The following is a 25,419-nucleotide window of genomic DNA, read 5'->3' on the forward strand; positions in this document are numbered from 1 at the left end:
CATGAAACTAGACCTCCTCCTGCGGAACGCAGACATCATCACCATGGATCCGGACCACCCGGTGGCCAGTTCGCTGGGCATATGGAAGGGGCGCATCGTGGGCCTGGACGAGGACCTTGATGGTTTGGACGCCGTTGAGGTCCTGGACCTTGGCGGTGCCACCGTCACTCCAGGCTTCATCGATGCCCACTGCCACACCACGTGGTTCGGGCTGGGCCTGGCGGAGCTGGACGTGTCCGGTGCCCGCGGCCTGGAGGAGCTGTATGAGCTTCTCCGCGGTGCTGTTACTCACTCGGGGATCGACGGCGTGGGCTGGCTTTTCGCTACCGGCTTCAGCCAGACCCAGCACGGCGGGGCCTTCCCGGACATCGCCGAGCTGGACCGCATCACGGGGGAGCGGCCGCTGTTCATGCGGCACAACTCCGGGCATATGGCCGTGGTCAACACCGCCGCGCTGCGGCTGGCAGGTGCCGAGTCGCCGTCGTTCCCGGATCCCGACGGCGGAGCGATCGTCCGCGACGCGGCGGGACATCCCACGGGGCTGGTCCAAGAGACGGCCCAGGAACTGATCCAGCAGCTGATCCTGCCGTATTCGTTGGAGGACATCGAGGCCGCCCTTGAGAGGGCCACGCTGTTCTACGCCTCCGAGGGCATCACGAGTTTCACTGAGGCCGGGGTGGGCGGCGGGTGGATCGGGCACAGCCCGGCCGAGCTTGCCGCCTACCAGAGCGCCTCCGCCCACGGCCGGTTGCATGCCCGTGCCCAGGTCATGCCGGTGCTGGATGTGCTGCACGGGTTGGGCGGGCATGCATCTGACAGTCCCGGTGCGGCCCCGGCCGGGCTGGATCTTGGCATCACCAGCGGATTCGGGAATGACTACTTGTCCCTGGGCCCGGCAAAGGTGTTCCTGGATGGCTCACTTCTGGGCGAAACCGCAGCCGTGAGCCACGAGTTCTGCAGCCACGGCCACAAGGACAACCGCGGCAACGTTGGCTACTTCCAAGCGGACCCCGCCCAGCTGCGGGAACGCATCGAAGCCGCCTACGCCGCCGGGTGGTCCATCGCAGCCCACGCCATCGGTGACAGGGCCGTGGACCTCGCGGTGGACATCATCACGGATTGCCAGGCTCAGTATGGGCAGCGCCGCTTGCCCAACAGGATCGAGCACGCCTCCATGACGCGCCCTGAGCAGCTGGCAAGGCTCGCGGACGCAGGAATTGCCGTGACACCCCAGGCAAGCTTCTTCCGCGAAGGCGGTGACGGGATGACCGCGTCCCTCGGGCCGGACCGCTTGCCGTGGGCCTACCGGGCAGCCAGTTTCCTGGAAGCCGGAGTGGTGCTCGCGGGAAGCTCGGACCGGCCGGTCGCCGACGGAAACGTGCTCCGCGGCATGCAGGCGTTCGTGGACCGCCGGACCGGGTCCGGGGCCGTCTTCGGGAACCCGGCCGAACGCCTCACTCCGCAGCAGGCCCTCGCCGCTTACACCAGCGGAGCCGCCGCAGCCACAGGGTCCCTGGGCAAGAAGGGCACCCTTTCAGCTGGCAAATTGGCCGACTTCACCGTCCTTTCTGCCTCACCTTTGACGGCACTGGACATCAGCGAACTTCACGTCCTGGCCACCGCCGTCGGAGGCCGATTTACCTATCAATCAACCGGCTTCAACGCTGAACTTTCCCGTGAAAGTTCGTTCGCGGCCCACTCATAGGGGAGACCATGACAACCACCACAAGTTTCACCGCCCAGGACACCGCTTTCGTGCAGGACTTCCGGACCATGAGCGCCTTCGGTGCCACGGCGAACGGCGGCGTGGACCGCCAAGCCGCAACCATTCCCGACGGCGAACAGCGCCGCTGGCTCGCCGGTCTCTTGGAGGAGCACGGCTTCACGGTGAAGTTCGACCACACCGGCAACCAGTGGGGCCTCTACGAAGCCGTGCCAGGTGCGCCGTTCGTGGTGGTGGGCTCGCACATGGATTCACAGCCGACGGCGGGACGTTACGACGGCGCTTATGGCGTCCTCGCCGCAGCCCACGCCGCGTTCCGCCTTGCAGCCCGTTGGGAAGCCGGCGCCGAGGCACCCAAGTTCAACCTCGCCGTCGTCAACTGGTTCAACGAGGAAGGCAGCCGCTTCAAGCCGTCCATGATGGGCTCCTCCGTCTACACCGGCAAGCTGGATCTCGAGGACGCACTCAATACCCAGGACGCCGCCGGAGTCACCGTGCGTGATGCCTTGGACGCGATCGGCTGCCGCGGGACGTTTGAGGGGCCGGAGGCTGCATATTGCGCCGAGATCCACATCGAACAGGGCCGCAGCATGGAGCGCGAGGGCATCACCATCGGCCTGGTCAGCTCCAACTGGGCAGCGAACAAGTACGAGTTCGTGGTCCACGGCGAGCAAGCACACACCGGTTCCACGGTGATTGCCGACCGCAAAGACGCCCTTCTTGGGGCGTCCATGCTGGTGGTTGCCGCACGTGAACTCGCCGACCGCTTCCCCGGAGTGCTGCACACCTCGGTGGGTCAGCTCAACGTCTACCCAAATTCGCCCGTGGTGGTGCCTTCCCGCGTGAACCTGCTGCTGGACCTGCGCAGCGCCGACGAAGCCGTCCTGGCCGAGGCCGACGCCCTGCTGCACGCCCGAATCTCGGAGATCGAACGGCTTGCCAACGTGTCCGTTGAGAAGCACCACTCACACTCCTGGGCCGTCACCCCGTACCAGCCCGAAGGCGTGGAACTCGCGGCCAAGGTTGCCGCGGACCTCGGGTTGTCCAACAAGGAAGTCATGACCCTCGCCGGGCATGACTCCACGAATATGAAGGACCTGGTTCCCACGGTGATGCTCTTCGTGCCCAGCGTGGATGGCATCTCCCACAATGAGCACGAATACACCACGGATGAGGACATCGTGGCCGGGCTCACCATGCTTACCGAGGTGGTCGGCCGCCTGTGTGACGGGGCGCTGGAGGACTAAACAGCCACCACCACGATCGACGCCGGGGCCGCGCCACTCACGGCGTCCGGGTTGGCGACGTACAGGACGTCCTCATCGATCCTGGCCTCAATGTCTGCATCTTTGAGGCGGGACAACAGTGGTTCCAGATCGCCGTCGTACTCAAACGCGAGGTCCCCGTTAGTGGCATCCGCGCCATGAATGATGCGAAGGATTCCGCCGTTCTTGGTGGTGAACGTGGCTGATTCGTCGTCCTCAGTGCGCGGCCGGGCGCCGGTGTTCCGCAAGGCGGTGGCGGCAAGGCCCACCAAAGGGCTGACCCAGGTAGCCACCACCGCCAGCCCTGGGTCGGCCTTGTCCGAGGTGGCCCACGTGCCATCCGCTGCCCGTTGCGCAGGGAAGGCGAAGAACTCAAAGCCGTCATCGGATGAGATCTGCACGGTGGTTCCCTCATGACCTTCGTGGATTTCCGCTTGAGTGCCGGCTTCCTCGGTGCGGCGCGCGAACTCCTCCAGGTTGCCTACCTCCACCCCGAAAACCGTGGAGCCGTCCAAGGGGTGTGCGTGGACTACTGAGCCCACCGCCAGGCGACCCGAACCGGCGTCGAACTCCCGCCAGTCGCCGTCGTCCACCGTCTTCACCAAACCGAGGGCCATCAGCAGCGTGGCCCACTGTTCGGGGCGCGAGGTGTAGTGGGTGGGGCGGGCTCGCAACATTGGTCCTCCTGGGTGGGTCCTCATCAAAGCCTATGCTGAATCCATGCCCAATGAACTTGAGGAACTCCTTGTCAAAGACGGCGCCGCGTGGCGTGCCTGGCTCTCCGCGAATGCCACAGACAGCCCCGGCGTGTGGCTGATCCTGCACAAGAAGGGCGGCAACGTCACGGAGTTGGACTATGACGCCGCGTTGGACGAGGCCCTGTGCTTTGGGTGGATCGACGGTCAGGTGAAGAGGCGCGACGACCAAAGCTACTTCCAGCGGATGACGCCCCGCGGCCGCAAGAGCATCTGGTCAGTGCGGAATGTGGGGCACATTGCCCGTCTGGAGTCCGAGGGCAGGATGACCGACGCCGGACGTGCCGTGGTTGAGGCCGCGAAAGCTGACGGACGGTGGGAAGCTGCATACGCGGGCCCGGCGGATTCGGTGGTTCCGGACGATCTCGCGGCAGCGATCGCCGCAGTCCCGGAGGCGCAGGCTATGTTCGACGTCCTGACGTCACAGAACCGCTTCGCCCTGATCCACCGCACCAACGGTGTCAAACGGGCAGAGACCCGGGCGCGCAAAATCGCTGGTTTCGTGGAGATGCTGGCCCGCCACGAAACCCCGTACCCCCAGAAAAAGCGGCCGACGTAATCCAGCGGGCCGGTCAGGCCTCGGAAGGAAACGCCACCCCTTCGCCCACCACGCGCAGACACAATTCAGTGCCGGGTTTGGTGATCGAAGCGTTCCAGTGCCTGATGGTGATGATCTCGCCGCCGCCCGGATAGCGGTGGCTGTTGCCCGAGGCGCCGCCGTCGGGGGCCGTGTACTCACCCAGCTTGATGCGAACAGTGGTTTCCGGCCCGAAGTAATCGGTGTCCACCACCACTCCGCGGATGGGCCCATCGGGTGCGATGCGGATTTGCTCGGGCCTGAGCATGAGTTGGACTTTCCCTTGGGCTGGGGGTCGACGGACCGGGATTCCACCCAGCGAGCACGTGGCCAGGGAGCCCTCCATCCAGGCATCAAGAATCACGGCATCGCCAAGGAATTCAGCCGTGGCGCGATCCGCCGGCCGGGTGTAAACCACAAAAGGGTTACCGATCTGGGCCAGCTTGCCGCCGCGCATGATGGCCACCTGGTCAGCGAAGGAGAGCGCTTCAGCTTGATCGTGGGTCACCAGGATGGTGGTCACACCGGCAGCACTGAGCACCTTGGCTACGGCCCTGCGGGTGGCTACCCGAAGTCCGGCATCGAGCGCTGAAAACGGTTCGTCAAGGAGCATGAGTTCAGGTTCCCTGGCCAACGCCCGGGCCAAGGCGACCCGCTGCTGCTGACCGCCGGATAACTGGTGCGGCCGGCGCTTGGCCATGGACGCATCCAAGGACACCATCTCAAGCAGTTCCGAAACCCGCGACCTCACGGCACCGCGACCGCCGTCGAGCTTTCCCGAATCCAAGCCGAACGCGACGTTCTGACCCACCGTCAAGTGTGGAAAGAGCGCGCCGTCCTGGGCGACGTACCCTACCTGCCGTTTGTGCGCAGGCACCCAGTCGCCTTCACCGGCCACCCGGGAACCGTTCAGGCTGATGGAACCGGTGTTCGGATGCTCAAAGCCCGCGATCAACCTCAACAGTGTGGTCTTGCCTGAACCGGAAGGACCCACGATCGCAGTGGTCCCGCCTTTGGCCACAGAGAGGTTTACGCCCTTCAGCACCGCCTGGGAGCCGAAGTTCTTGGTGACCTCCCGAATATCCAGATGCGCATTCGTGGTGGGAGCCACCGAAGGGGCCACCCGGGGCGCGGGAAGCCTGGAAGGAGATTGTTCGGTCACTGTCCGGCTACTTTCTTGGACTGTTGGAAGAGGAGGTATGTCATGGGGGCTGACAGCAGGATCATCAGCAACGCGTAGGGTGCGGCACCGGCGTAGTCGATCTCGCTGCTCTTGCTCCAAAATTCCGTGGCCAGGGTGCGCGTACCGTTGGGTGAGAGTAGCAGGGTGGCTGTCAGCTCGTTGACTATGGCCAGGAAGACCAACGCAGCCCCGCCGGCAGCTGCCGGCGCGGTGAGCCGCAACGTCACTTTGAAGAAGGATGCCAAAGGCGTTTTGCCCAAGGACTGCGCGGCCTCATCGAGTTCTTTGGGGGCCTGTGCCAAGCCGGCACGGATGTTCACCAAAGCCCTCGGAAGGAACAGCAGGACGTACGCCGCAATCAGAACCCCCGCAGTCTGGTAAACCCCGGGGACCACGCGGATGCTGACGGTGACGAAGGCCAGGCCCACCACGATTCCCGGCAGCGAACTGGTGACGTAGTTGGACAGTTCCAGCATCTTGGAGAACCAGCTCGGGTGCCGGACCGCCAGGTACGCCATGGGGAATGCCACCACTGTGGTGACCAGTGCACCCGCTGCCCCATAGATGAGGGTTTGCGAGAGTGCCGGGATGAACTCATCAGCCGCCCACACGTCAGAACCGCCCGCCATCACCCACTTCAGCACAAACCAGAGCGGCAGCCCGAAGGCCAGGACTGTGAGGGTCAGCAGAGCGAGCTGGGCAGGCACTTGATAGCCACCCAGGGGCAATCGGATAGCCTTTGCCTGCGCGCCGGAGCCGATCCGGGCATAGCGGGCAGTGCCCCGGCTCTTTACTTCGGCCAGCAGCAGGAGCAAACACAGGAACACCAGAACACTGGCCAGCATGTTCCCTGCGGTCCCGTTGAAGGTGGACTGGAATTGGACCATGATCGCCGTGGTGAACGTATCAAAACGGATCATCGCGAAAGCACCGTACTCAGCCAACAAATGCAGGGCCACCAGCAAGGCGCCGCCCGTCATGGCGATGCGCAGCTGCGGTAGGACAACGCGGAGGAACACGGCCCAGGAACCCAGGCCCAACGATGCCGCGGACTGCTCAATGGCGGGGTCCAAACGGCCAAGCGTCGCCGCTGCGGGGATGTACACCAACGGGAAATAGGACAACGTGGCAATCAGCACCCCGGACCAGAGCCCCTCCAAGGAAGGGACAGCGGACACCCAGGAGTAGCTGTTGACGAACGCAGGTATAGCCAAAGGGGCGGCCAATAGCACCGCCCACCAGCGGTGTCCGCGGAGTCTGGTTCGCTCCACCAGCCACGCCCCGCCCACGCCGAGCACCAAGCATAGGGGCACGGTAAAGATCATCAATAAAACCGTGTTCAGCAGCAGCTCGCCCACGCGGGGACGCACGATCAGATCGACGGCGGTGTCCCAGCCGGTCGCTGCTGTCATGTACAGGACATAGCCCAGCGGAAGCAGCGAAAACAGCGCTATCAGCACCGCCAGCAAGGACACCGTGGAAACGCCGAAAGGCGGGCGGGGGCGCTTGCCCCGGCCCGCCGTCGTCGTGCTTCCCTCTGAACGTGGAACGTCGGGAGCCGATAGATCAGTGGTCACAGAATTACAGGAGTCCTGCCTTGGTCATCAGATCGGTGACCTTGGTGGAGTTCAGCTTGGCGGGATCCACCGTGGGTGCCTGCAGGTCCTTGATGGGAACAAGCTTTTCATTGGCATCAACCTCTGAGGCGATGGCGTACTCAAAGGAGGTTCCGGTCTTGAGGATCTCCTGGCCGGCCTTGCCTGTGATGAACTTCAGGAACGCCTGGGCGTCGGCTGCCTTCTTGGACGACTTGAGGACGCCGCCACCGGATACGGACACGAACGCGCCCGGGTCCTGGTTCTTGAAGTAGTACGGCGTGACGTTCTTGGAGTTCTCGCCGGTCTTGGCCTGGTCGCCGTAATAGTAGTAGTGGTAGATCAGCGCCGCGTCTACTTCGCCGGCGTTGACGGCCTTCATGGCGGTGCTGTTGCCCTTGTAAGCCTTGAAGTTTTCCTTCATGCCCTTGAGCCATTCTTCGGTTGCGGCCTCGCCCTTGAGTTCAAGGAGAGCCGAGACGATGGCCTGGAAGTCAGCGCCCGACGGCGAAGCGGCCCACTTACCCTTCCATTCGGGCTTTGCCAGATCCAGCATGGACGTGGGCAACTGGTCTTCGCTGATCTTGTTCTTGTCATATACCAGGACGGTGGAGCGGGCTGCGATCCCGGTCCACTTGCCGGTGGACGGGCGGAACTCGGCCGGAACCTGGTCGATGGTGGCTTTGTCGACGTCTGCGAACAGACCCGCATTTTCCACCTGCGCCATTGCAGGGGAGTTTTCGGTGAGGAAGACGTCCGCCGGTGAGGCCGCGCCTTCCTGAACAATCTGGTTGGACATCTCGGTGTCAGAGCCCTGGCGCAGGGTGACCTTGATGCCGGTCTCCTTGGTGAAGGCGTCGATCCATTCCTTGGTCAGGCTCTCGTGCTGAGCGTTGTAGACCGTGATGCCATCGCCGGCGGCCGCGGATTCGGAGGAATCCGGTGCGGTGGTGGCGTTGGAGCCGCAGGCGGAAAGGCCAAGAGCGGCGGTGGCGAGAAGTGCGATTCCGGCCAGAGCGTTTTTGGGGAGCTTCATGGAGGGCTACTTTCTGGGAACAAGCACGGCAGTGCAAGGACAACGCCTTGGGTCCGTGCTGGCGGGTAGGTTGGGGAGCCCGCTGTGAAAAGCGTAGGTTAGCCATACCTTTGCTATGAAGCCGAAACGGCATTAAGTGACGAGGATCACCTGAATTACGGAAGTGTTGCGTGTCCTAATTGCCGGGACTGCTCGCGTTGCTTGTAATGCTCGCCGCCGCCTCAAGCGCCATCCACCCTTGCAGCTGCGTGGAAAGTTCGACGGCGGCGCCCACCGGATATGTTTCGCTCGCCGGCCGCTGGGGCTCGAAGGAGAACACGATCGCAGGTGTGCCCCTTCCGGCACTGCCCGTACTTACACGGCGGCCCGCCCAGAAGGCCTCTGCCGTGCCGTAAACCAAAGACGTCGCCTTTTCGCGGGTAGTGGCTGAAAGCCTGACGTCCCGCGCGGCCAGTGCCAGGTAGCGGAGCAGGATGCCGGTGAAAAGGCCGCCATCGCCCGTGCCGTCGCCGCGGATCACTCGCGTGCCGGGCAGTGTGAGCTCACGTTCCACGGCGTCCACCAACAGTGCAGCCCTGCGCAGATTCTCGTCGCCGCCCAGTTCCAGCAACGCGCCCAGCACCGGGCCCTGGTTGTAGGTGTAAATGGCCCCATCAACCACCACCTCGCCGTTACTGATCCGCAGCCCATCCTGATATAGACCCCGTTCCGGGTGAAGGAGCTTGCTGTTTAGCCAGTTCACCAAGTGCTGAGCACGCTCGGTATGGCCGGTCCGGGCGTAGTACAGGGACACCGGAGCTGTGGCCGGAGTGTTCTTGAAGTCCCGCTTGGTGCTCCAGAAGGTGCCACCTCCAAGGTGGTCCGTGGAGGCCGAATCGAACTGCAAGGTCAAGCACTTTTGAACATAGGCGTTCCTCCGGCGGCCAGGCTTCTTGGTCTCCTCGGCCAGCTTCTCCAAACGCAGCGTGGCCAGGGCCAGCCACGCCATGTCGTCGTAGTAGTCGTTCACGAATCTCAGGAGATTCCGCAAGCGGATGGTGGTGACCAGCCGCGAGGCGAGCCGTCCGGCGCTCGGGCGGGAGTCGCCGTCGAACTTTGTTTTGCCCGCCAGCTCGCGGCGGCCCGCATCCACCAGGCAGTCAACGTAGTGCGCTTGCCACCAGTAATGCCAAGGGCCGGAGAGGCTCCTGAGGGTGTCGCTGGGCAGGGTCACCGCACCGATGTGGGTGCCGGGCAGGAAAAGGAGGCGCCTGCCAAAGCTTCGGGTCACGGACCGCGCAGCCTGATTGGCACGCCTGGCCCATTCGGTGGCGTCGGCGGAGGGCGTTGGAATCCCGGCTGGCTCGATCTGACTGGACATGTCATTAGCCTAGCGGGGCCGATAGTGTGCGCTGAGCCACAATTCCAGTTAACATGCATTAACGGATTTGGGTCTGCATCAAGGAGGATGAATGGACATCAAGGGCACGGTTGCACTGATTACTGGTGGCGCGTCAGGTTTGGGCGCTGCCACCGCCAAACGACTGTTCGACGCCGGGGCCTCGGTGGTGTTGGTGGATCTGCCACAGTCAGCCGGCGAGTCCTACGCGGCCGAGCTCAACGCCTCGGCGACGGGTGCAGGGGAGCGGGCGGTCTTTGCTCCCGCAGACGTCACCAACGAATCCCAAGTCCAGGCCGCCGTCGACGCCGCTGTTGCTTTGGGGCCGCTCCGGATCGTGGTCAACTGCGCAGGCATAGCCACACCCGGAAAAGTCCTTGGCCGTGATGGCGTGCTGCCGCTGGAAACCTTCAACAAGGTCATCCAGATCAACCTCGTGGGCACCTTTAACGTGATTCGATTGGCCGCCGCAGCCATGGTGGAAACCCAGCCCGTCTCCACGGAACTGGGTGGGCCCGAGCGCGGCGTCATCATCAACACCGCGTCCGTCGCCGCCTTCGAAGGCCAGATCGGCCAGCCCGCCTACGCCGCATCCAAGGGCGCCGTAGCAGCCATGACGCTGCCCCTGGCACGAGAATTCGCCCGTTCACTGATCCGGGTGGCCACCATTGCGCCCGGAATCTTTGAAACACCCATGATGGCCGGACTTCCCCAATCGGCCCAGGAATCCCTTGGACAGCAGGTTCCGCATCCCGCCCGTCTGGGCCGTGCCGCGGAATACGCAAACCTGGCCGCCCACATCGTGGAGAACGCCATGCTCAACGGGGAAACCATCCGGCTCGACGGCGCCATCCGCATGGGCCTCAAATGATGGGCGACTACAGCGGCGCTCCGGGGTTAGTTGGGTCCGCTCGGCCCTCCGTAGCCGACCTTCCCACTGCTGACTTCTTCGACTTCGAATCGCTGCTCAGTGTCCAGGAACAGCGTAAACTCAACGAACTCCGTGCATTCCTGGCCTCCGAGATCGCCCCCTACGCCGGGCAATGGTGGGAGAAAGCGGAGTTCCCGGAACACATCCTCCCCAAACTCGCGGCCCTCCGGCTCAGCGCCCCCGCCCAGCGAGGATACACACACCTGTTTGCCGGGCTTGTGATCGCTGAGATGACCCGCGTCGACACCTCCATCGCCACCTTCTTCATGGTCCATCACGATCTCTTCGTCGAATCGCTCTACGACTTCGGCAGTGATCATCAACAGGACCGCTACCTCGATGACGCCTCCAACCTTCGCACCACAGGGGCCTTCGCGCTCACAGAGCCGAACCACGGGTCCGACGTCGCCGGCGGGATGGAGACCACCGCCCGCAGGGTTGAACGACCAGACTCCGACGGCGGCGATTACTGGGTGATCAACGGCGCCAAACGCTGGATTGGCAACGGGACGTTCTGCGACTACATGCTGGTGTGGGCCAAGGACGAAACAGACGGAGCAGTGCGTGCCTTCATCGTCGACGCGACCCTGCCCGGCATCACCCGTAGCCGCATCGAAAACAAGATTGCCCTGCGGACGGTGCAGAACGCCGACATCGTCTTTGAGGACGTCGAGGTAGCTGAAACCGATCGCTTCGCCGGCATCAGCAGCTTCGCGGACACCAACCACCTCCTCCGAGGGTCCCGGATCATGGTGGCCTGGCAGGCAGTAGGCCAACAATTGGCAGCCTTCGACGTCGCCCGGCAGTACGCCGTCGAACGCTTCCAATTCGGCAAACCGTTGGCCAAGTTCCAGCTCATCCAACAACACCTGGTGGATATGCTCGGCAACGCGGTTGCCAGTATGGGAATGATGGTTCGCATAGCGCAGCTGCAGGAGGACATCTTCACGGACGCCCAAGGGGTGCGCCACGGAGGGGCCGACATGGCGCAGGTGGCGCTCGCAAAGGCCTATTGCAGTGCCAGGATGCGGGAAACCGTGGCCATGGGCCGGTCCATCCTGGGCGGGAACGGAATCGTCACCGACTACCGCATAGCCAAGATCTTTGCTGATGCCGAGGCAATCTACACCTATGAAGGCTCCTACGAAATCAACTCCCTGATCGTTGGCCGTGCAGTGACAGGGGTTTCAGCCATCACCTAGAACTGCCGGTCTCATTCCTGAGGGAGCTTCTCTCCGGCTTCTACCCGCACGTCAAGAGAGTTGCCCCGCACAGGCATGGGGCAGGTGCCATACGGAGTGAAAGCACTGGGGTAGTTGATGGCACGGTTGAAATCAATGACCACGGACCCGTCGGGGCGAGGCCGGGGAATGAAAACCTTCCGCCATTCGTCCGTGGTCTCCCCGTTGGTCTCATCGTGGAAGGTGACGTTGAGCGCACCCAGCTTCTCCTCTTCAGCGTGCAGCCGGATTTCGTGAGGAACGCCCGGTACCCGGAAGACAACCTCGCCCACTGACCGGTGGACGCCATCCACCAAGGGGTTGGCCGTGCCAATGGGCACGTCCACGGGCTCAACGTAAGCCTCGAACCGGCCCTGGATAACCCACTCAGGGTTGTACTCGTAGGTGGGAACACCTACGAAACCGGTCAGCACGGGGGAGCTGTTGTCGCGGGTGCGGATAGCGTACTTGCCCGCACGCATGGCGAGTTCCACCACAACCTGCTTACCGTCGTCGCCGCCAAACTGGACCCACATGAGCGACTCTTCGTCCTGCAGCGTCGCCGTAATGGTCCCCTCTACGGGCTGTCCCGTTTCCACCACGGTGAGTCCATCCGAAGCGCTCGCCGTGAGGAATGCTGTGGTGCCGTCGGTGGACCAGAGGCCCGGGACAAGTTCCACCTCGGAGGGCTGGAACTCAAGCCACTGGAAGGACGTGAGGGTCAGCCATCCGTGCGCGGTGGCAAGGGCTGAATGTCGACCTGCACGGAACCGCTCCCAACGGGCGAGCTGGGGATCGGTTGCGGTGGTGGGCGAGCTCATGGTTCTCCTCGGCTGGGGTTCGCGTCCGTTCGCGGCGGTTGCCACTTGCCTCAACTATGCGCCGGGCGTGGGCATTCCCGGAATTCGGCCCAGCTGGGTCAGAACTCCACTACCTTGGATCGGCTCGCGCTGGCCCCAAACCCATGCCAGCGCGAGCCGGGATTGCTGGACGGCGTGATGGACCATGCACCCCAGGCCCACCGTCGCCATCTTGCCCCGAAGGGCGTTTCCCGATCGCCCGTCTAGTGCGAGCGCCGCCTATGCTTACGGGCACCGGCAAAGGCGAGGAGAGATCCCACGGCCAGAAGCGCCGCAGCCAGGACGACGAACGCCTGGCCCTGCGCCCCCGTGGTGGCCAACTGTGCCGCAGTTGCGGGCTGTGTTGGATTGTTGGCGGGCTGTGCTGGGTTGCCGGAGGCCGGTGGGGTCGTCTGCCCCGGTGTAGTGGATTCTGTAGGAAGAACCACTATTACTGGGCTGCTGGTGCTGGTGCTGGTGCTGGTGCTGGTGCTGGTGCTCGGTGCGGGTGTGACGGGTGTGGGGGTCGCCGTGGCGGTGCTGGGTGTGGGTGTGGGGGTTGGCGTAGCTGTCCCTTGCCCGGTTCCGCTGGCACTGCTTCGGCGTGTTTGGGCCCCTACTGGGTTTTCCTCGCCTGAGATGGTCACTGTCCCGTTGTTTTGGTAAACGTCCAGGGAAGCATCAGACACCTTGGTCACAACGAAGAGCTCCACGTGTTCGCCTTTGGGAAGGCCGGTCCAGGAGACCGTCAGCGACTGAGGGGTGCATTCAATACTCGCGGGGTACTGCTCATTGTCGAAGGGTTCAATGATGTTGCCTGCTTCGCCCCTTACCTTGCCCACGCGGGGTGTTACGCGGCTGCAGTCGATCACCATACCGGCTGCGGGGACATCGGTGACCACAACATCGTTGGTTGCTGACACCATGGGCGGCATGTAAAGGACCGACTGAAGTTCTGTTTGGGAAGAGTCCGCCCACCACATCGACTTGCCGGCAGTCGTCGGAGCATCCGGGAGGCAGTTCTCAGTGCACGGTTCAATCTTCACCGGGACGCGAACCACGCTGTCACCGAACACGAAGCTAAGTTCCTTGGTTTCGCCCGTTGCCGGAGCCACGGAGTACTGAGTGGCAAAAGAGCAGGTACCGCCCACATTGAGTGGATGCAGGGCGACGAAGTCGGTGAGCGTGAAGACCACACGGCCGGCGTCGTTGGCCGCAGCTGTTGCTACGGTCTGGCCATCAGGAGTGTTCAGGTCAAAGGTTGCAGCGCCAAACCACCGCAGTTCGGGGGGAAGCTGCAAAGTGAAAGTGTCCCCGGGCTGTGAGTTATCCGGGACGGACCAGGTGCAGGATAGATCCACTTGGTCCCATTGCCCGGTGACTGTGGAACCGGTACTGAGGGTGATCTCCGCTCCCGGGATCTCCTCAGCACTCGCTGGCAGGGCCGAGAGCCCCAGGCCCAGGATGGCCATGACAGCGGCCAGAAAGGCAGCCACCAGTGAGGCGGTTCTTGGATGGATCTGCTTGTTCATTAGTGGGTGGGTCCTTTGAGTCCTTGGGATGTATTCCGTCACAAGGTGAGTGTTCGCCGGGAGTGGTTCGTTACGCTGCAGAACGGATTTCGGCCAAATCCGGCTTTCAGGACGAGTCCCGCGCGGCAGTTGAGGTGGTGGCAGCCGTGGCCTCCGCCCGGGAAAGCGGGTAGAACTTCATGCGGGCAGGGTAGAGGCTGCCGTCGTCGAGAGCTTCCAGAACTGCCTTGCACGCCATCAGCCGGGAAAGGTTGCTTTCGCTGACGGAAAAGAGGACGTGAATGGCGGAATTTTGATACATTGCCGTCGCTCCGGTTCCTTGCAGTGCGGCCTTCACTGCGTCCCCCAGCCGGGCCAACAATGTCCAACCATGCGTGCGGCTATCGCGGGGCCGGGGCAGCGCGATGATGGCCAGTGCGTGGGAACCCGGCCCCTCCGCACCGAACGCGGATACATCGTGGACCCTTCGTTGGAAGTGGGCCTGGGTGGCCAGTCCCGTGTAAACGTCGGTGCAGGAGATGGTGGGGGCTGTTTCTGCTACCTCCGCCCAGCCCTCCGCGATTGAGAGGAGGGCATCGACGTCCAGGGCCTGATCCGCGGCAGTGAACAGGGCGCGGAAGTCGTTCAGGGTCTCTCTGATGCTGACACCGTTCCTGGCGCGCGCAGCTCCCAGTAATTTCGCCGCGGGGGCGGGAACTACTGCCCCGCTTGCCAGGGGAATGACGACTGTCCGGACTTCCGGCACGTACCAATCCGCTCGGAACCGCCAACCCCTTTGGTAACTGGCAGTCCGCCATCTGCGCAGCAAGTGGTGCTGTGAAAACGTGCGTTCGGCAGGTGATTTTGTCCGGAACGATGTCATATCCCAACAGTGCGCAGAAGAGCCGATTCGTGACGAAGGGAGTGCCTCGAACATGGTTGCTAAAGACTTTTTACAAACTGGCGTCACGACTCGGGCGGTACCCACACTCCATAGATATGGGCAGGGTTCTCTACGGTTTGGGGGTGCCATAAATGGCACGCACGTCACATGCGAGCAACAAAACCAGCGTCGACGACGGACAACTCATTGATTTGGTCCGCAATGGAGACATGTCTGCCTTCGACGGACTCTACGAGCGCCATGTGTCCGTTGCCTCCAGCGTCGCCAGACGCAACGTGGACAACCAAAGTGACGCCGAGGACGTAGTGGCTGAGGCATTCCAGGCGGTCCTGCAAAGCCTCATCTCGGGGAAAGGGCCGGACACCTTCTTTAGGGCGTACTTGCTCTCCACGGTTGCCCGATTGTCCCACCAACGTAATCGGAAAGCCGGCAAGGTCCTGCCCAGTAGTGACCATGCCGTCCTGGACCAAACCTTGGTGGACTCGGACGCAGCAATCAGCGCCTTTGAATCGCACACAGTGGCCAAAGCATTCCGGGCCCTGCCTGAACGGTGGCAGGCTGTGCTGTGGTACTTGGACGTCGAACGCATGAAACCCGCAGCTGTGGCACCGGTTCTGGGTCTCTCAGCCAATGCCGTTTCTGCACTCGCTCTTCGCGCCCGTGAGGGCCTGAGGAGGCAGTACCTGCAGTACCACATAGCGGAGCAGGCTGACACTAAATGCGCTGAGTACGCCTCGAAGCTAGGCAACTACATCCGTGGTGGGGTCTCCCATGCCACCGGGCGCAGGATCCGTGAGCATCTTAACGGCTGCCCATCGTGCACCGCGGCCCTTGCGGAGCTGAAAGACGTTCAGGGGAGCATGAGGGCTGTCCTGCTGCCCTTGGTGACAGGGATCCCGGCCGCGCTGTGGGCGGGCAAAGGGGCGGGGCTCGGAGTTGTGGGTGGCATGGTGCCCGCCAACGCGGCCGTGGCGGTCCCCGCCCTAGCCCAACCGGTGCTCATGGCTGTCATCGCAGCAGCTGCCGTAGGACTTGTGCTGGGGGCTGTGGGCATAGTTGACCACCTGACTCCGGACGCCTATATGGAGAAGCGGGCCGTGGAATCCGTTGTGGCTCCGTCAGAAAAGGCTCCGGTGATTCCAGCCCCTTCCCCAACGAGCGCGCCGACTCCCATTTCTACAACACAGGCCGTTTCTTCAACACCGGCGCCGCCGCAGGCGCCGCCACCGGGTGACGTGCCATCCGTTGAAGGGCCGGCGGCAAACGAGAATCCTGTTGTGGAGAACCCCGTGCCGCAGACTCCGGCCGAACCACCGATCGCGCCGCCCCCTGCTCCACTCCCGGTCACCACACAGTCTGCCTCGCCTTTGGCTGTTCCGTCGTTGACTGCTCCAGCGGTTGTGGATGGCTCGGCGCGCGAGGCCGGGGAGGAAGATTCCGGGCGCAAGGTCCTGGAAATTGACTTCCGGGTCTCCGGAGGAAGTTCCTTGGGGAGCGCGACGGCGGTGTTCTCCGTGGGGAAGCATTCGTTGGTGGTGGAAGACTCAATTCGTGCCCCGGATGGCTGGATCTGCTCGTTCGAGAGCCGGAGTGTGGTGAGTTGTTCCACTAACTCGGTGCAGCGCGCTGATCTTCGGTTTCAGATCGGAGCCGGCCTCAAGCGTGGCAAGGACGACGTCAAAAGAGGCGAAAGAGTTCTTACCTACACGCTGAGCGGACCGGGGTTGGCTTCCAAAAGGTTCTCTGCCGTGTACTGATTCCAATATCGCAGTGCGGGTTGCGTCATGATCCTTCGCCCCGGTGCACTCATCCATCGGCAAGGCCCGGTAGCGGGTGGCGTGCTCTATCCATAAAGGTGAGAAATGAAGACAGAAACCCACAGCCGTGTGGTGGATCCTTCCGTGCCCTACCTTGGTGTGGGAACGCTCTGATGTCGCGTGTCCTGGTGACAGGCATTGCCAACCCGGCTGGCTCGTCCTTGGTCCGGCAGCTCAAGGCAAAGGGCCATTGGGTGCTGGGGGTGGACGAGATTCCTGCCCGTTGCGGGGCGGCCGATGGTGTGGCGGTCGTTTCACCTTCGAATACCCGCGGTTACCTTTGGGAGTTGCGGGGCCTGGTGGCGGGCTATGGGATCGAAATCCTCATTCCCACCATGAGTGCCGAGCTGGTCGTCTTTTCTGAAGCCCGCGACGATTTCGCGCCGGGAGTTCGTGTGGTGATCGCCGATCCTGCGCCGGTGAGGAGGGCTCACGACAAATACCTCACCATGACCTGCCTTGCGGGTGCGGGTGTGAGCGTTCCCCGATTTGGCCTGCCCAGCGCACTCGGGTCTGTGCATGATGCCATGGATATATTGGGCGGCCCGCTGGTGGTGAAACCTCGCATTTCACGCAACGGACGCGGCATCCGGTTGCTGGGGCGAACGTCCGACTCCGGTGCGCGGGCTGCCCGTATTTGGGCAAGCCTGGACGATTCCTGGATGGTCCAACGGTTTGCACCGGGTACCGAGTACGCTGCACAAGGCTTTCGCCACGGACAACTCACCGGGCCGGATGATGTCCTGGTTGTGTTGGAGAGAACGCTCAGAGAGGCAGCCAAGGAGGATGGTTCGCCCACCGTTCGTGTCCGGAAGGTTCAAGCGCCCTCGGACTCTGACGTTGCGGTGGTGGCGGGTTCAGCTGCTGCCGCCCTTGGGCTGACCGGACCATTCAGCGTGGATATCAAGCGCCTGCAGGACGGCAAGCCGGCAGTATTGGAAGTGGAGGCGCGTTTTGGCATGTTCAGTGCCCTTGCGCCTGGGGTGTTGGATACGATTTTGGAGCTGTGCAAGCAGGACCACCCTTTGGAAGAGTTCGCGTGACGCCTGGTCTCCGTGAGGCCCGGTCTGTGTTCCCTTTCGCCCGGGGCGTACCCTCATTGCATGGGGATTGAGACAGTGGTTCCGGCCGTGGTCAGCCTGGCACTCATTGTGGGATCGTTCTGGGCCGGCACGCGGCTGGTGCAGAGGGGCGTTCCGTCAAAAGGAGCAACCGGCACCCTGGGCAGTGTGTTGTCCATGATTGAACCGGCCACGGGTGCACCTACCCGGATGGAAGCGGCAGCAGCCATAGAAGAGATGAGGCAGCGCCGGCACGAGTCTCTGTCCGCGGGCCCGGGTTCGGAAGGCCGGGATGTTTTCGGTGGAAAAGTAGTCTTGCCCAGGCCTGTCCAGAAGCCGGCAGAAGGCGACGTTAAAATCTGAGACGCATTCCTTTTGTTGAGTTAGGTGCGGGTAAGATCCCGTAGGAACAAGTAATCCGGCTCACAGTATCCAGCGCAGTGTACGGGCCAACCAGATCCCCGAAGGTAAGTATCTATGGTTCACACTGCCCATCAAGACACCGATCTCGCTGCTGAACTGCGGGCCGACGTACGCCGCGTTTCCACGCTTCTCGGCGAGTCCCTGGTAAGACAACATGGTCCGGAGCTGCTCCAACTCGTGGAGCAGGTGCGGCTGCTGACCAAGGAGTCCAAGGAAGCAGCCCGAGGCGGCGCGGACGCTACCGGCCCATGGAGCGCGCACGACGTCGTCGCCCAGGTCCGCGAGTTGCTTGCCTCCCTGCCGCTTGACCAGGCTACTGACTTGGTCCGCGCCTTTGCGTTCTATTTTCACCTCAGCAACGCTGCCGAGCAGGTCCACCGCGTCCGTGGATTGCGCACCCGGCAGGAAAAGGACGGTTGGCTGGCAAAAGCGGTCTCAGAGATCGCCGGCCAAGCTGGTCCCCAGGTTTTGCAGGACGTGATCAATGAACTGGACGTCCGCCCCATCTTCACGGCACACCCCACCGAGGCCTCACGCCGCTCCGTACTGGACAAGGTCCGCAAGCTCTCGGACGTTCTGGCCGAGCCCACCACGGAGGGGACCTCAGCGCGGCGCCGTCAGGACCGCCAACTCGCCGAGATCATTGATCAAATGTGGCAGACCGACGAGCTGCGGCAAGTGCGTCCCACTCCTGTGGATGAGGCCCGGAATGCCATCTATTACCTGAACAGCATCCTTACCGACGCCATGCCGGAGATGTTGACGGACCTTTCAGAGCTTTTGGCTGAGCACGGGGTCTCCCTGCCGGCCGCTGCCGCACCCCTGAAGTTTGGTTCGTGGATCGGTGGTGACCGCGACGGCAACCCGAACGTTACCGCCGCCGTCACTCGGGAGATCCTGCAGCTGCAGAACCAGAATGCTGTCCGCATCAGCATTGCCTTGATCGACGAACTCATCTCGGTACTTTCCAACTCGACCGCTCTTTTTGGGGCCGACCAGGAACTGCTGGACTCGATCGCGACTGATCTGAAGAACCTCCCCGGCCTGGATAAGCGCATCCTTGAACTGAATGCCCAAGAGCCGTACAGGCTCAAACTGACCTGCATCAAGGCCAAGCTCATCAACACTGGCCGACGTATTTCAGCGTCGACGTATCACGAGCCGGGCCGCGACTACGCAACCACTCCCGAGCTGCTTGCGGAGTTTGGGTTGCTTGAGGCCTCGCTGCGCAACCACTCCGCCGGTTTGGTTGCAGATGGCGCCCTGGCCCGGGTCCGCCGGGCAATCGCCGCTTTTGGTCTGCACTTGGCAACCTTGGACATACGTGAGCACGCCGATTACCACCACGATGCTGTTGGCCAGCTGGTGGACCGACTCGGGACGCAGAAGCCCTACAGCGAGTTGACGCGTGAGGAACGCTTCGCTTACTTGGGTGCGGAGCTGGCTTCGCGCCGTCCTCTTTCCGGACACCCGATCAAGCTTGAGGGCACTGCGGACGGTACCTACGACGTTTTCCGGAGTATCCGCCAGGCCCTGCACACCTACGGCCCGGACGTCGTGGAAACCTACATCATTTCCATGACCCGCGGTGCCGATGATGTTCTTGCTGCAGCGGTCCTGGCGCGCGAAGCCGGCTTGATTGACCTCTTCGGCGCCAAGCCGCACGCCAAGATCGGCTTTGCCCCGCTGCTGGAAACAGTGGAAGAGCTCCGTGCTTCGGCTGAGATCGTGGACCAGTTGCTGTCCGATCCCTCCTACCGGGAACTTGTCCGCCTTCGCGGCGATGTCCAGGAGATCATGCTGGGCTACTCGGATTCCAATAAGGAATCCGGTGTGATGACCAGCCAGTGGGAGATCCACAAGACCCAGCGCAAGCTGCGCGATGTAGCAGCCAAGCATGGTGTTCGTGTCCGCTTGTTCCATGGCCGTGGTGGTTCGGTAGGCCGCGGTGGCGGGCCCACCTACGATGCCATCATGGCCCAGCCGAACGGCGTGCTTGAGGGCGAGATCAAGTTCACCGAGCAGGGTGAGGTCATTTCGGATAAGTACTCCCTGCCCGAGCTGGCACGCGAAAACCTTGAGCTGTCCTTGGCTGCGGTCATGCAGGGCTCGGCCTTGCACCGGACTCCGCGCACTTCCGAGGACGAGCGCGAGCGCTACGCAAACGTCATGGAGATCATCTCCGACGCAGCGTTCGACCGCTACCGCGCGTTGATTGATGATCCTGATCTTCCGGCTTACTTCCTCGCTTCCACCCCTGTGGAGCAACTGGGTTCGTTGAATATTGGATCACGCCCGTCCAAGCGCCCGGACTCCGGAGCCGGACTCGGCGGTCTTCGGGCCATCCCGTGGGTTTTCGGCTGGACCCAGTCCCGGCAGATCGTTCCGGGTTGGTTCGGTGTGGGCTCAGGCCTAAAGGCTGCCCGCGAGGCAGGCAACACCGATCAGCTCCTTGAAATGATGGATCGCTGGCACTTCTTCCGCTCGGTGATCTCCAATGTGGAAATGACCCTGGCCAAGACAGATATGGAGATTGCCGGTCATTACGTGTCCTCCTTGGTCCCGGAGGAGCTGCACCGTCTGTTCCACATGATCCGTGATGAGTACGAACTCACGGTGGCAGAAATCGAGAGGCTGACCGGTGAGATCGAGCTCCTCGACGCCCAGCCCACGTTGAAGCGTTCACTCGAAATCCGCGACCAGTACCTGGACCCGATCAGCTACCTTCAGGTGGAACTCCTTCGGCGCGTTCGCGAGGAACAGGTTTCCGGAGCCGAGATTGACGAGCGGCTTCAGCGGGCCATGCTCATCACCGTCAACGGTGTGGCCGCCGGCCTGCGCAACACCGGCTAGCACCCTCTCTCACATCCCGCGGGTTTTTCTGGATCTGCGGTCGTCAAGTTTTTGAGACAGGTCTCGTTGTTGTTTTTGGTTAGGCGGCCAGGGGTTGCTGGGCGCGGGTTTGGTAGTTGGTGTGGGCTTTGGCTGGTGGTATGCCGCCGGCTCGGCGGTTGGGCCGGCGGCGGTTGTACCAGCCCTCGATGTATTCCATGACACCGGTTCGGGCGGCGAGTCGGGAGCCGTAGCGTTGGTGGTGGTAGAACTCGGTTTTGAGGTGGGAGAAGAAGTTCTCCGCGACGGCGTTGTCCCAGCAGACCCCGACTTTCCCCATGGACTGCGTCACCGAGTTATCGCCGCACCATTTCTGGAATTCATCCGAGGTGTATTGGGTGCCCCGGTCCGAATGGAACACCACCGAGGCCCCGGTCAGGTGGCCGTGGTTGCGGGCCATTTGCAGCGCCGCGGTGCACAGGCTCGCGCGCATGTGCCCGGCCATGGACCAGCCGATGACCATGCCGGAGAAAAGATCGATCACCGTAGCCAGGTAGAGCCAGCCCTCACCCGTGCGCAGGTAGGTGATGTCACCGACCAGGCGGGTTCCGGGCACTGTTGAGGTGAAGTCCCGCTTGCCCTCTGCATCGAGCATGTGGTTCTCGATGTGGGCTGTTTTGGCCTGCGGATCCTGGACGGTAGTTGCCTTCCAAGCCTGGGTGCGGACGGCCCGCAGCCCGTGCTCACGCATGATCGCCCCGACAGTGGGGGCCGAGACCCGCACTCCCTTCTCGTTCAAAAGCAGGGTCAGTTGGTCCCGGCCGGCACGGCCCTTCTCCTCCTTATACAGCTCGGTAACCGCGGCGGCGAGATCCTGATGCCGTACTGCCCGCGGGGATGGCCCTGCCGGGTTGCGCCATCGGTAGAACGAGGCCCTGGAAACCTTCAACGCCCGGCATAGCCAGGCCACGGAATGGTTGGCCTTCTCCGCTTCGATGAACTCGTAGAAGTCCTCTACTTTTGCTTCGCGGCAAAGAAGGCGCTGACTTTTCCCAAGAACTCGACCTCGGCCTTCAATCTCTCGTTCTCAGCCAAGGCCTTCCGGTGTTCATCCCAGGACACCGGGCCCGGGTCCACAGGCTCTAGAGCAGGACCGTCCTGATGTTTTCCCCGGTGCCGATGAAGCCAGTTCCCCAACGTGCTCTCCTTCACCCCGAGCTCGTCAGCGACTTGCTTCACTGAACGATCCGAGGACAACACCAGCTGCACAGCTTCCTCACGGAAAGCCGCATCATATTTTCTTCTAGGACCAGTCATTCTGAAGTCGATCTCCCATCAACCTGTCTCAGAAAACCATACGGCCGCAATCGCTCTCTCATCTGGTGAGAGAGCGATCCGTCCAAGGGCGCGGGATGTGAGAGAAGGTTAGGGTAGTGGGATGCCGTCGTTCCAGACCAAGTTGAAGATCACTGGCCTCAAACCGGGCAACGCACCTGAATCGGTGATGGCCGCAGCGGTGGAAGCGCTGGAAACCCGCCACCACGTGGAATCGAACCAGCTGGACATCGTCGGCGGAGTGCCCCAGCTCAGCCTCCGTTTCACAGTTGACGATCGCGATTACTTGGGCGAGAACGACGAAGCCCGGACGTCGGCAGCCATGATGCGTGACGCCGTCGAGCGTGTTGCTTTGACCGGCAGCCTTTACGTGCTGCGTCGCAGCCGCGGACGCTGGGCACCGGTCTAAAGGACCTACTCGGGCTGTGGCACGTCGCCGGGTTTGTCGGCGTCGAACGGTTCGTCCACAGGGGAACGGCTGCCGCGCCGCCGCGTGACGATCAATCCCACCACCACGCCGATCACCAGGCCCAGTCCCACTCCTATGAGTGAGCTGGCCCAGAACGGAAGTTTGGTGGTGGAGCCGGTGAAGTAACCCAGTCCCACCTGCCACACGGCCCACAGCACTGCGCCAAGGCCTGCGCACAGGCTGAACCCGCGTACCGAGACGTTGGCGATTCCCGCCGCGGATGAGGTGGCGAGCCTGCCTCCCGGGATGAAGCGTGCGCCGATGATGGCGCCATACGTTGAGGAGCGGCCGGCTTTGGCGATGGCCTCGTGGATGCCGCGGTGGACGCGGCGGCCCCACGCCCACCTATCCAGGACATGACTGATGCGCCGTTTGAACAGCATGAACACCGCCATGTCGCCCAACCAGGACGCGAACGCGGCAAGGAAAAGGACCAGCCAGAAGTTCGCGTGGCCATCGGCTGCGAGCGCCCCGCCGGTGATGACCACCATTTCGGAGGGGATGGGCGGGAAGATGGCGTCGCCCAGCACAATGGGTACGATCCACAGGTAAATGGCGGATCCCCATGTTTCCGGGGCGGTGATGTCCATGGCCACAAGGTACCGCACTTGCCCTGTCCGCCGCTCCGGAGTGAGACTGTGGCCATGCGAATCGACATACTGCACGGCGATCTCACCACCCGCGCTGTTGATGCGATCGTCAACGCCGCCAACTCCTCTTTGCTGGGAGGAGGGGGAGTGGACGGCGCCATCCACAGGGCCGCTGGCGGGGAATTGCTTGAGGCGTGCCGCGAGTTGAGGCGGACGCAACTGCGGGACGGACTGCCGGTGGGTTCCGCCGTCGCGACTTCCGCATTCAGGCTCCCGGCGCGCTGGGTCATCCACACTGTGGGACCTAACCGACACGCGGGACAGAGGGATCCGGCGCTGCTCGCCTCCTGCTTCCACGAAAGCCTGGCAGTGGCGTCCGGACTGGGTGCCCGGTCTGTGGCCTTCCCTGCGATCAGCGCCGGAATTTACGGGTGGGACCCCGCTCAGGTTGCGGAGGTAGCGTTCGACGCCGTGAGATCGTTTTCGTCGTCGTCTTCCGCCGGCGCGGCGTCGGACAGTCCGCTTGAGGTGGTGGAGTTTGTGCTGTTTTCGGAGGATACGACGGCGGTCTTCCGGAGTGTGTTTGCTGCCTCGACGGAGGATTCCTGACCAGGCGATTCCTGACGTTTGCGGCGCTGCACCACGTAGTAGAGGACCGTGACGAGTGCCAGGGATGGCAGGCCGAAGATCAAGGTCATATTGAACGCCGAGGTGCCTAGTGTACTGATGGCGATGGCAATCATGAGGACCGCACCGAGGATGGTGCCCACCGGGTAGAACCGGGTCTTGGTGGCGAGTTCAGTGCCGCTGCGCTTCATGCTGCGGCGGAAGAACCAATGGGTCACGAAGATCATGAACCAGGTGACCATGGCCCCGAACATGGAGATGGCCATCATGAAGGTGAAGGCAGTCTCGGGGAACATGGCGTAGACGACAGTGGCGATCGCGATTCCTGCCGTGGATAGGACCAAGGCATTCACGGGGGCGCCGTTGGAGCGGAGTTTCCCAAATACGGCCGGTGCGTCACCGCTGCGGGACAGGCTGAAGATCATTCGCGTGGAAATGTAGAGCTGGCTGTTCATGGCTGAGAGCGCAGCGATGATCACCACGAAGGTCAAAAGGCTGTCCGCGAAGGGAATGCCCAGATTCTGCATGACTGTGACGAAAGGGCTGCCCCCGGCCAGGATCTGGCTCACGGGGGCGATTGCCAGGATCAGTGCCAGTGTGACGATGTAGAACAGCAACAGCCGGGCGATAGTGGTCCGGAAAGCCTTCTTCACGGCGGTTGCCGGGTCTTTGGCTTCACCAGCGGCGATGGCAATCATCTCGATGCTGAGGTAGCTGAAGATGGACACGATCACCGCGAACCAGGTGCCGGAGAATCCGTTGGGGAAGAAGCCGCCTTCGGCTGTGTAGTTCTGGAAGCCAGTGCCGTCCGTGCGGGCGCCGAAGACGATGTACGCGCCGAGCACAATGAACGCGATGATTGCGAAGACCTTGATGCTGGAGAACCAGTACTCCAGAGTTCCGAACACCTTCACGTTCATGGTGTTCACGCCGATGAGAACCGCCGAGAAGAAGATCACCCATAGCAGTGACGGCACGTCAGGGAACCACAGTTTCATGTATTCGCCCACCGCGGTCACCTCAGTTCCCACGGCTAGCACGATGCAGGACCAGTACATGTACTTCACCAGGAAACCGGCCAGCGGGCTGACGTAGTGTTCGGCAAAAGCTCCGAAGGATCCTGAGGTTGGGTGTGCCACTGTCATCTCGGACAAGCTGCCCATGAGGAGGAGTGCGATCAGGCCTCCGATGGCGTAGCTGATGATGACGCTGGGCCCAGCCAGGCCGATGGCAAATTTGCTCCCCAGGAACAGACCGGTACCGATCGCTCCGCCCAGCGCGATCATGGTCATTTGCCGTGAGGTGAGCTGCCTTTTAAGCCCGCCCTCACGTTCTTGGATCTTATCGA

At 62.7% G+C, this 25,419-nt stretch carries 21 protein-coding genes and 1 pseudogene; 11 read left to right on the plus strand and 11 right to left on the minus strand.

Going from position 1 to position 25,419, the window contains the following annotated elements; all coding sequences use genetic code 11:
* Nucleotide 1 precedes the first annotated feature (1 nt).
* Together ACZ5J0_RS03545 and ACZ5J0_RS03550 are read left to right on the plus strand one after the other, a co-directional pair.
* The gene (locus tag ACZ5J0_RS03545; RefSeq protein WP_250819621.1) at nt 2-1,705 is read left to right on the plus strand and encodes an amidohydrolase; all 1,704 of its coding nucleotides are present in this window, start codon (nt 2-4) and stop codon (nt 1,703-1,705) included.
* 8 nt (nt 1,706-1,713) lie between these two features.
* The gene (locus ACZ5J0_RS03550) at nt 1,714-2,970 is read left to right on the plus strand and encodes a M20 family metallo-hydrolase (protein ID WP_166843143.1); all 1,257 of its coding nucleotides are present in this window, start codon (nt 1,714-1,716) and stop codon (nt 2,968-2,970) included.
* Here the strand turns inward: ACZ5J0_RS03550 and ACZ5J0_RS03555 are convergent.
* Nucleotides 2,967-3,665, minus strand: a complete 699-nt coding sequence (locus tag ACZ5J0_RS03555) for a hypothetical protein (protein ID WP_464094190.1) — start codon at nt 3,663-3,665, stop codon at nt 2,967-2,969. The two genes, ACZ5J0_RS03550 and ACZ5J0_RS03555, sit on opposite strands and share 4 nt — an antisense overlap.
* Before the next feature lie 43 nt (nt 3,666-3,708).
* Here ACZ5J0_RS03555 and ACZ5J0_RS03560 point away from each other — a divergent pair, with 43 nt between their 5' ends.
* Nucleotides 3,709-4,302 (plus strand): YdeI/OmpD-associated family protein, encoded by a 594-nt coding sequence (locus tag ACZ5J0_RS03560; protein ID WP_223941762.1) that lies wholly within the window; start codon nt 3,709-3,711, stop codon nt 4,300-4,302.
* Between the two features lie 13 nt (nt 4,303-4,315).
* Here the strand turns inward: ACZ5J0_RS03560 and ACZ5J0_RS03565 are convergent, their stop codons facing one another.
* The 4 genes from ACZ5J0_RS03565 to ACZ5J0_RS03580 all read right to left on the minus strand — a co-directional run bounded on the left by ACZ5J0_RS03565 (nt 4,316) and on the right by ACZ5J0_RS03580 (nt 9,494).
* Entirely contained in the window at nt 4,316-5,482 is a 1,167-nt protein-coding gene (locus ACZ5J0_RS03565; protein ID WP_464094191.1) for an ABC transporter ATP-binding protein, read from the minus strand.
* Entirely contained in the window at nt 5,479-7,080 is a 1,602-nt protein-coding gene (locus ACZ5J0_RS03570) for an ABC transporter permease (RefSeq protein ID WP_464094192.1), read from the minus strand. The genes ACZ5J0_RS03565 and ACZ5J0_RS03570 overlap by 4 nt, the downstream gene beginning before the upstream one ends.
* Nucleotides 7,081-7,084: 4 nt before the next feature.
* Nucleotides 7,085-8,134, minus strand: a complete 1,050-nt coding sequence (locus ACZ5J0_RS03575) for an iron ABC transporter substrate-binding protein (protein WP_142936677.1) — start codon at nt 8,132-8,134, stop codon at nt 7,085-7,087.
* Between the two features lie 175 nt (nt 8,135-8,309).
* Nucleotides 8,310-9,494: a glycoside hydrolase family 76 protein gene (locus tag ACZ5J0_RS03580; protein WP_464094193.1), complete on the minus strand. Its 1,185-nt coding sequence runs from the start codon at nt 9,492-9,494 to the stop codon at nt 8,310-8,312.
* 91 nt (nt 9,495-9,585) lie between these two features.
* On the opposite strand from ACZ5J0_RS03580, the gene ACZ5J0_RS03585 reads away from it, so the two are divergent.
* Together ACZ5J0_RS03585 and ACZ5J0_RS03590 are read left to right on the plus strand one after the other, a co-directional pair.
* Nucleotides 9,586-10,383: an SDR family NAD(P)-dependent oxidoreductase gene (locus tag ACZ5J0_RS03585; protein WP_223941764.1), complete on the plus strand. Its 798-nt coding sequence runs from the start codon at nt 9,586-9,588 to the stop codon at nt 10,381-10,383.
* Nucleotides 10,380-11,645 (plus strand): acyl-CoA dehydrogenase family protein, encoded by a 1,266-nt coding sequence (locus tag ACZ5J0_RS03590; protein ID WP_464094194.1) that lies wholly within the window; start codon nt 10,380-10,382, stop codon nt 11,643-11,645. The genes ACZ5J0_RS03585 and ACZ5J0_RS03590 overlap by 4 nt, the downstream gene beginning before the upstream one ends.
* An 11-nt stretch (nt 11,646-11,656) precedes the next feature.
* On the opposite strand, the gene ACZ5J0_RS03595 is transcribed toward ACZ5J0_RS03590, so the two are convergent.
* From ACZ5J0_RS03595 to ACZ5J0_RS03605, 3 genes are all read right to left on the minus strand, one after another.
* Nucleotides 11,657-12,484 carry a DUF1684 domain-containing protein gene (locus ACZ5J0_RS03595; RefSeq protein WP_464094195.1) on the minus strand — a complete coding sequence of 276 codons (828 nt, stop codon included), beginning with the start codon at nt 12,482-12,484 and terminating at the stop codon, nt 11,657-11,659.
* A 242-nt stretch (nt 12,485-12,726) separates the two neighbouring features.
* The gene (locus ACZ5J0_RS03600; protein WP_464094196.1) at nt 12,727-14,034 is read right to left on the minus strand and encodes an Ig-like domain-containing protein; all 1,308 of its coding nucleotides are present in this window, start codon (nt 14,032-14,034) and stop codon (nt 12,727-12,729) included.
* A gap of 106 nt (nt 14,035-14,140) precedes the next feature.
* Nucleotides 14,141-14,779 (minus strand): hypothetical protein, encoded by a 639-nt coding sequence (locus ACZ5J0_RS03605; RefSeq protein WP_250819616.1) that lies wholly within the window; start codon nt 14,777-14,779, stop codon nt 14,141-14,143.
* Between the two features lie 269 nt (nt 14,780-15,048).
* Between ACZ5J0_RS03605 and ACZ5J0_RS03610 the strand changes: the two genes are divergently transcribed.
* The 4 genes from ACZ5J0_RS03610 to ppc all read left to right on the plus strand — a co-directional run bounded on the left by ACZ5J0_RS03610 (nt 15,049) and on the right by ppc (nt 21,071).
* Nucleotides 15,049-16,674, plus strand: coding sequence for a sigma-70 family RNA polymerase sigma factor (locus tag ACZ5J0_RS03610; protein ID WP_464094197.1), 1,626 nt, complete (start codon nt 15,049-15,051; stop codon nt 16,672-16,674).
* Nucleotides 16,675-16,847: 173 nt separating this feature from the next.
* Nucleotides 16,848-17,777 carry an ATP-grasp domain-containing protein gene (locus ACZ5J0_RS03615; RefSeq protein ID WP_464094198.1) on the plus strand — a complete coding sequence of 310 codons (930 nt, stop codon included), beginning with the start codon at nt 16,848-16,850 and terminating at the stop codon, nt 17,775-17,777.
* 60 nt (nt 17,778-17,837) lie between these two features.
* Entirely contained in the window at nt 17,838-18,158 is a 321-nt protein-coding gene (locus tag ACZ5J0_RS03620) for a hypothetical protein (protein ID WP_142936670.1), read from the plus strand.
* 114 nt (nt 18,159-18,272) lie between these two features.
* A complete protein-coding gene (ppc, locus tag ACZ5J0_RS03625) occupies nt 18,273-21,071 on the plus strand; it encodes a phosphoenolpyruvate carboxylase (RefSeq protein WP_166843152.1) in 2,799 nt (932 codons plus the stop codon).
* A gap of 79 nt (nt 21,072-21,150) precedes the next feature.
* Here the strand turns inward: ppc and ACZ5J0_RS03630 are convergent.
* Nucleotides 21,151-22,367, minus strand: a protein-coding gene (locus tag ACZ5J0_RS03630) for an IS3 family transposase (protein WP_142937384.1) whose coding sequence is annotated in 2 segments (ribosomal slippage) — nt 21,151-22,103 and nt 22,103-22,367 — 1,218 coding nt in all. Because the reading frame shifts where the segments join, the coding sequence is not laid out codon by codon here.
* Nucleotides 22,368-22,488: 121 nt separating this feature from the next.
* On the opposite strand from ACZ5J0_RS03630, the gene ACZ5J0_RS03635 reads away from it, so the two are divergent.
* Nucleotides 22,489-22,794 carry a hypothetical protein gene (locus tag ACZ5J0_RS03635; protein ID WP_142936668.1) on the plus strand — a complete coding sequence of 102 codons (306 nt, stop codon included), beginning with the start codon at nt 22,489-22,491 and terminating at the stop codon, nt 22,792-22,794.
* 5 nt (nt 22,795-22,799) lie between these two features.
* On the opposite strand, the gene ACZ5J0_RS03640 is transcribed toward ACZ5J0_RS03635, so the two are convergent.
* A complete protein-coding gene (locus ACZ5J0_RS03640; RefSeq protein ID WP_024819549.1) occupies nt 22,800-23,444 on the minus strand; it encodes a DedA family protein in 645 nt (214 codons plus the stop codon).
* Nucleotides 23,445-23,498: 54 nt separating this feature from the next.
* On the opposite strand from ACZ5J0_RS03640, the gene ACZ5J0_RS03645 reads away from it, so the two are divergent.
* A complete protein-coding gene (locus ACZ5J0_RS03645; RefSeq protein ID WP_464094199.1) occupies nt 23,499-24,053 on the plus strand; it encodes an O-acetyl-ADP-ribose deacetylase in 555 nt (184 codons plus the stop codon).
* A 140-nt stretch (nt 24,054-24,193) separates the two neighbouring features.
* On the opposite strand, the pseudogene ACZ5J0_RS03650 reads toward ACZ5J0_RS03645, so the two are convergent.
* Nucleotides 24,194-25,363: pseudogene (locus tag ACZ5J0_RS03650) on the minus strand (amino acid permease); the annotation flags it as partial.
* Between the last annotated feature and the right edge of the window lie 56 nt (nt 25,364-25,419).

Source organism: Arthrobacter sp. DualSoilB13, from assembly GCF_055389195.1.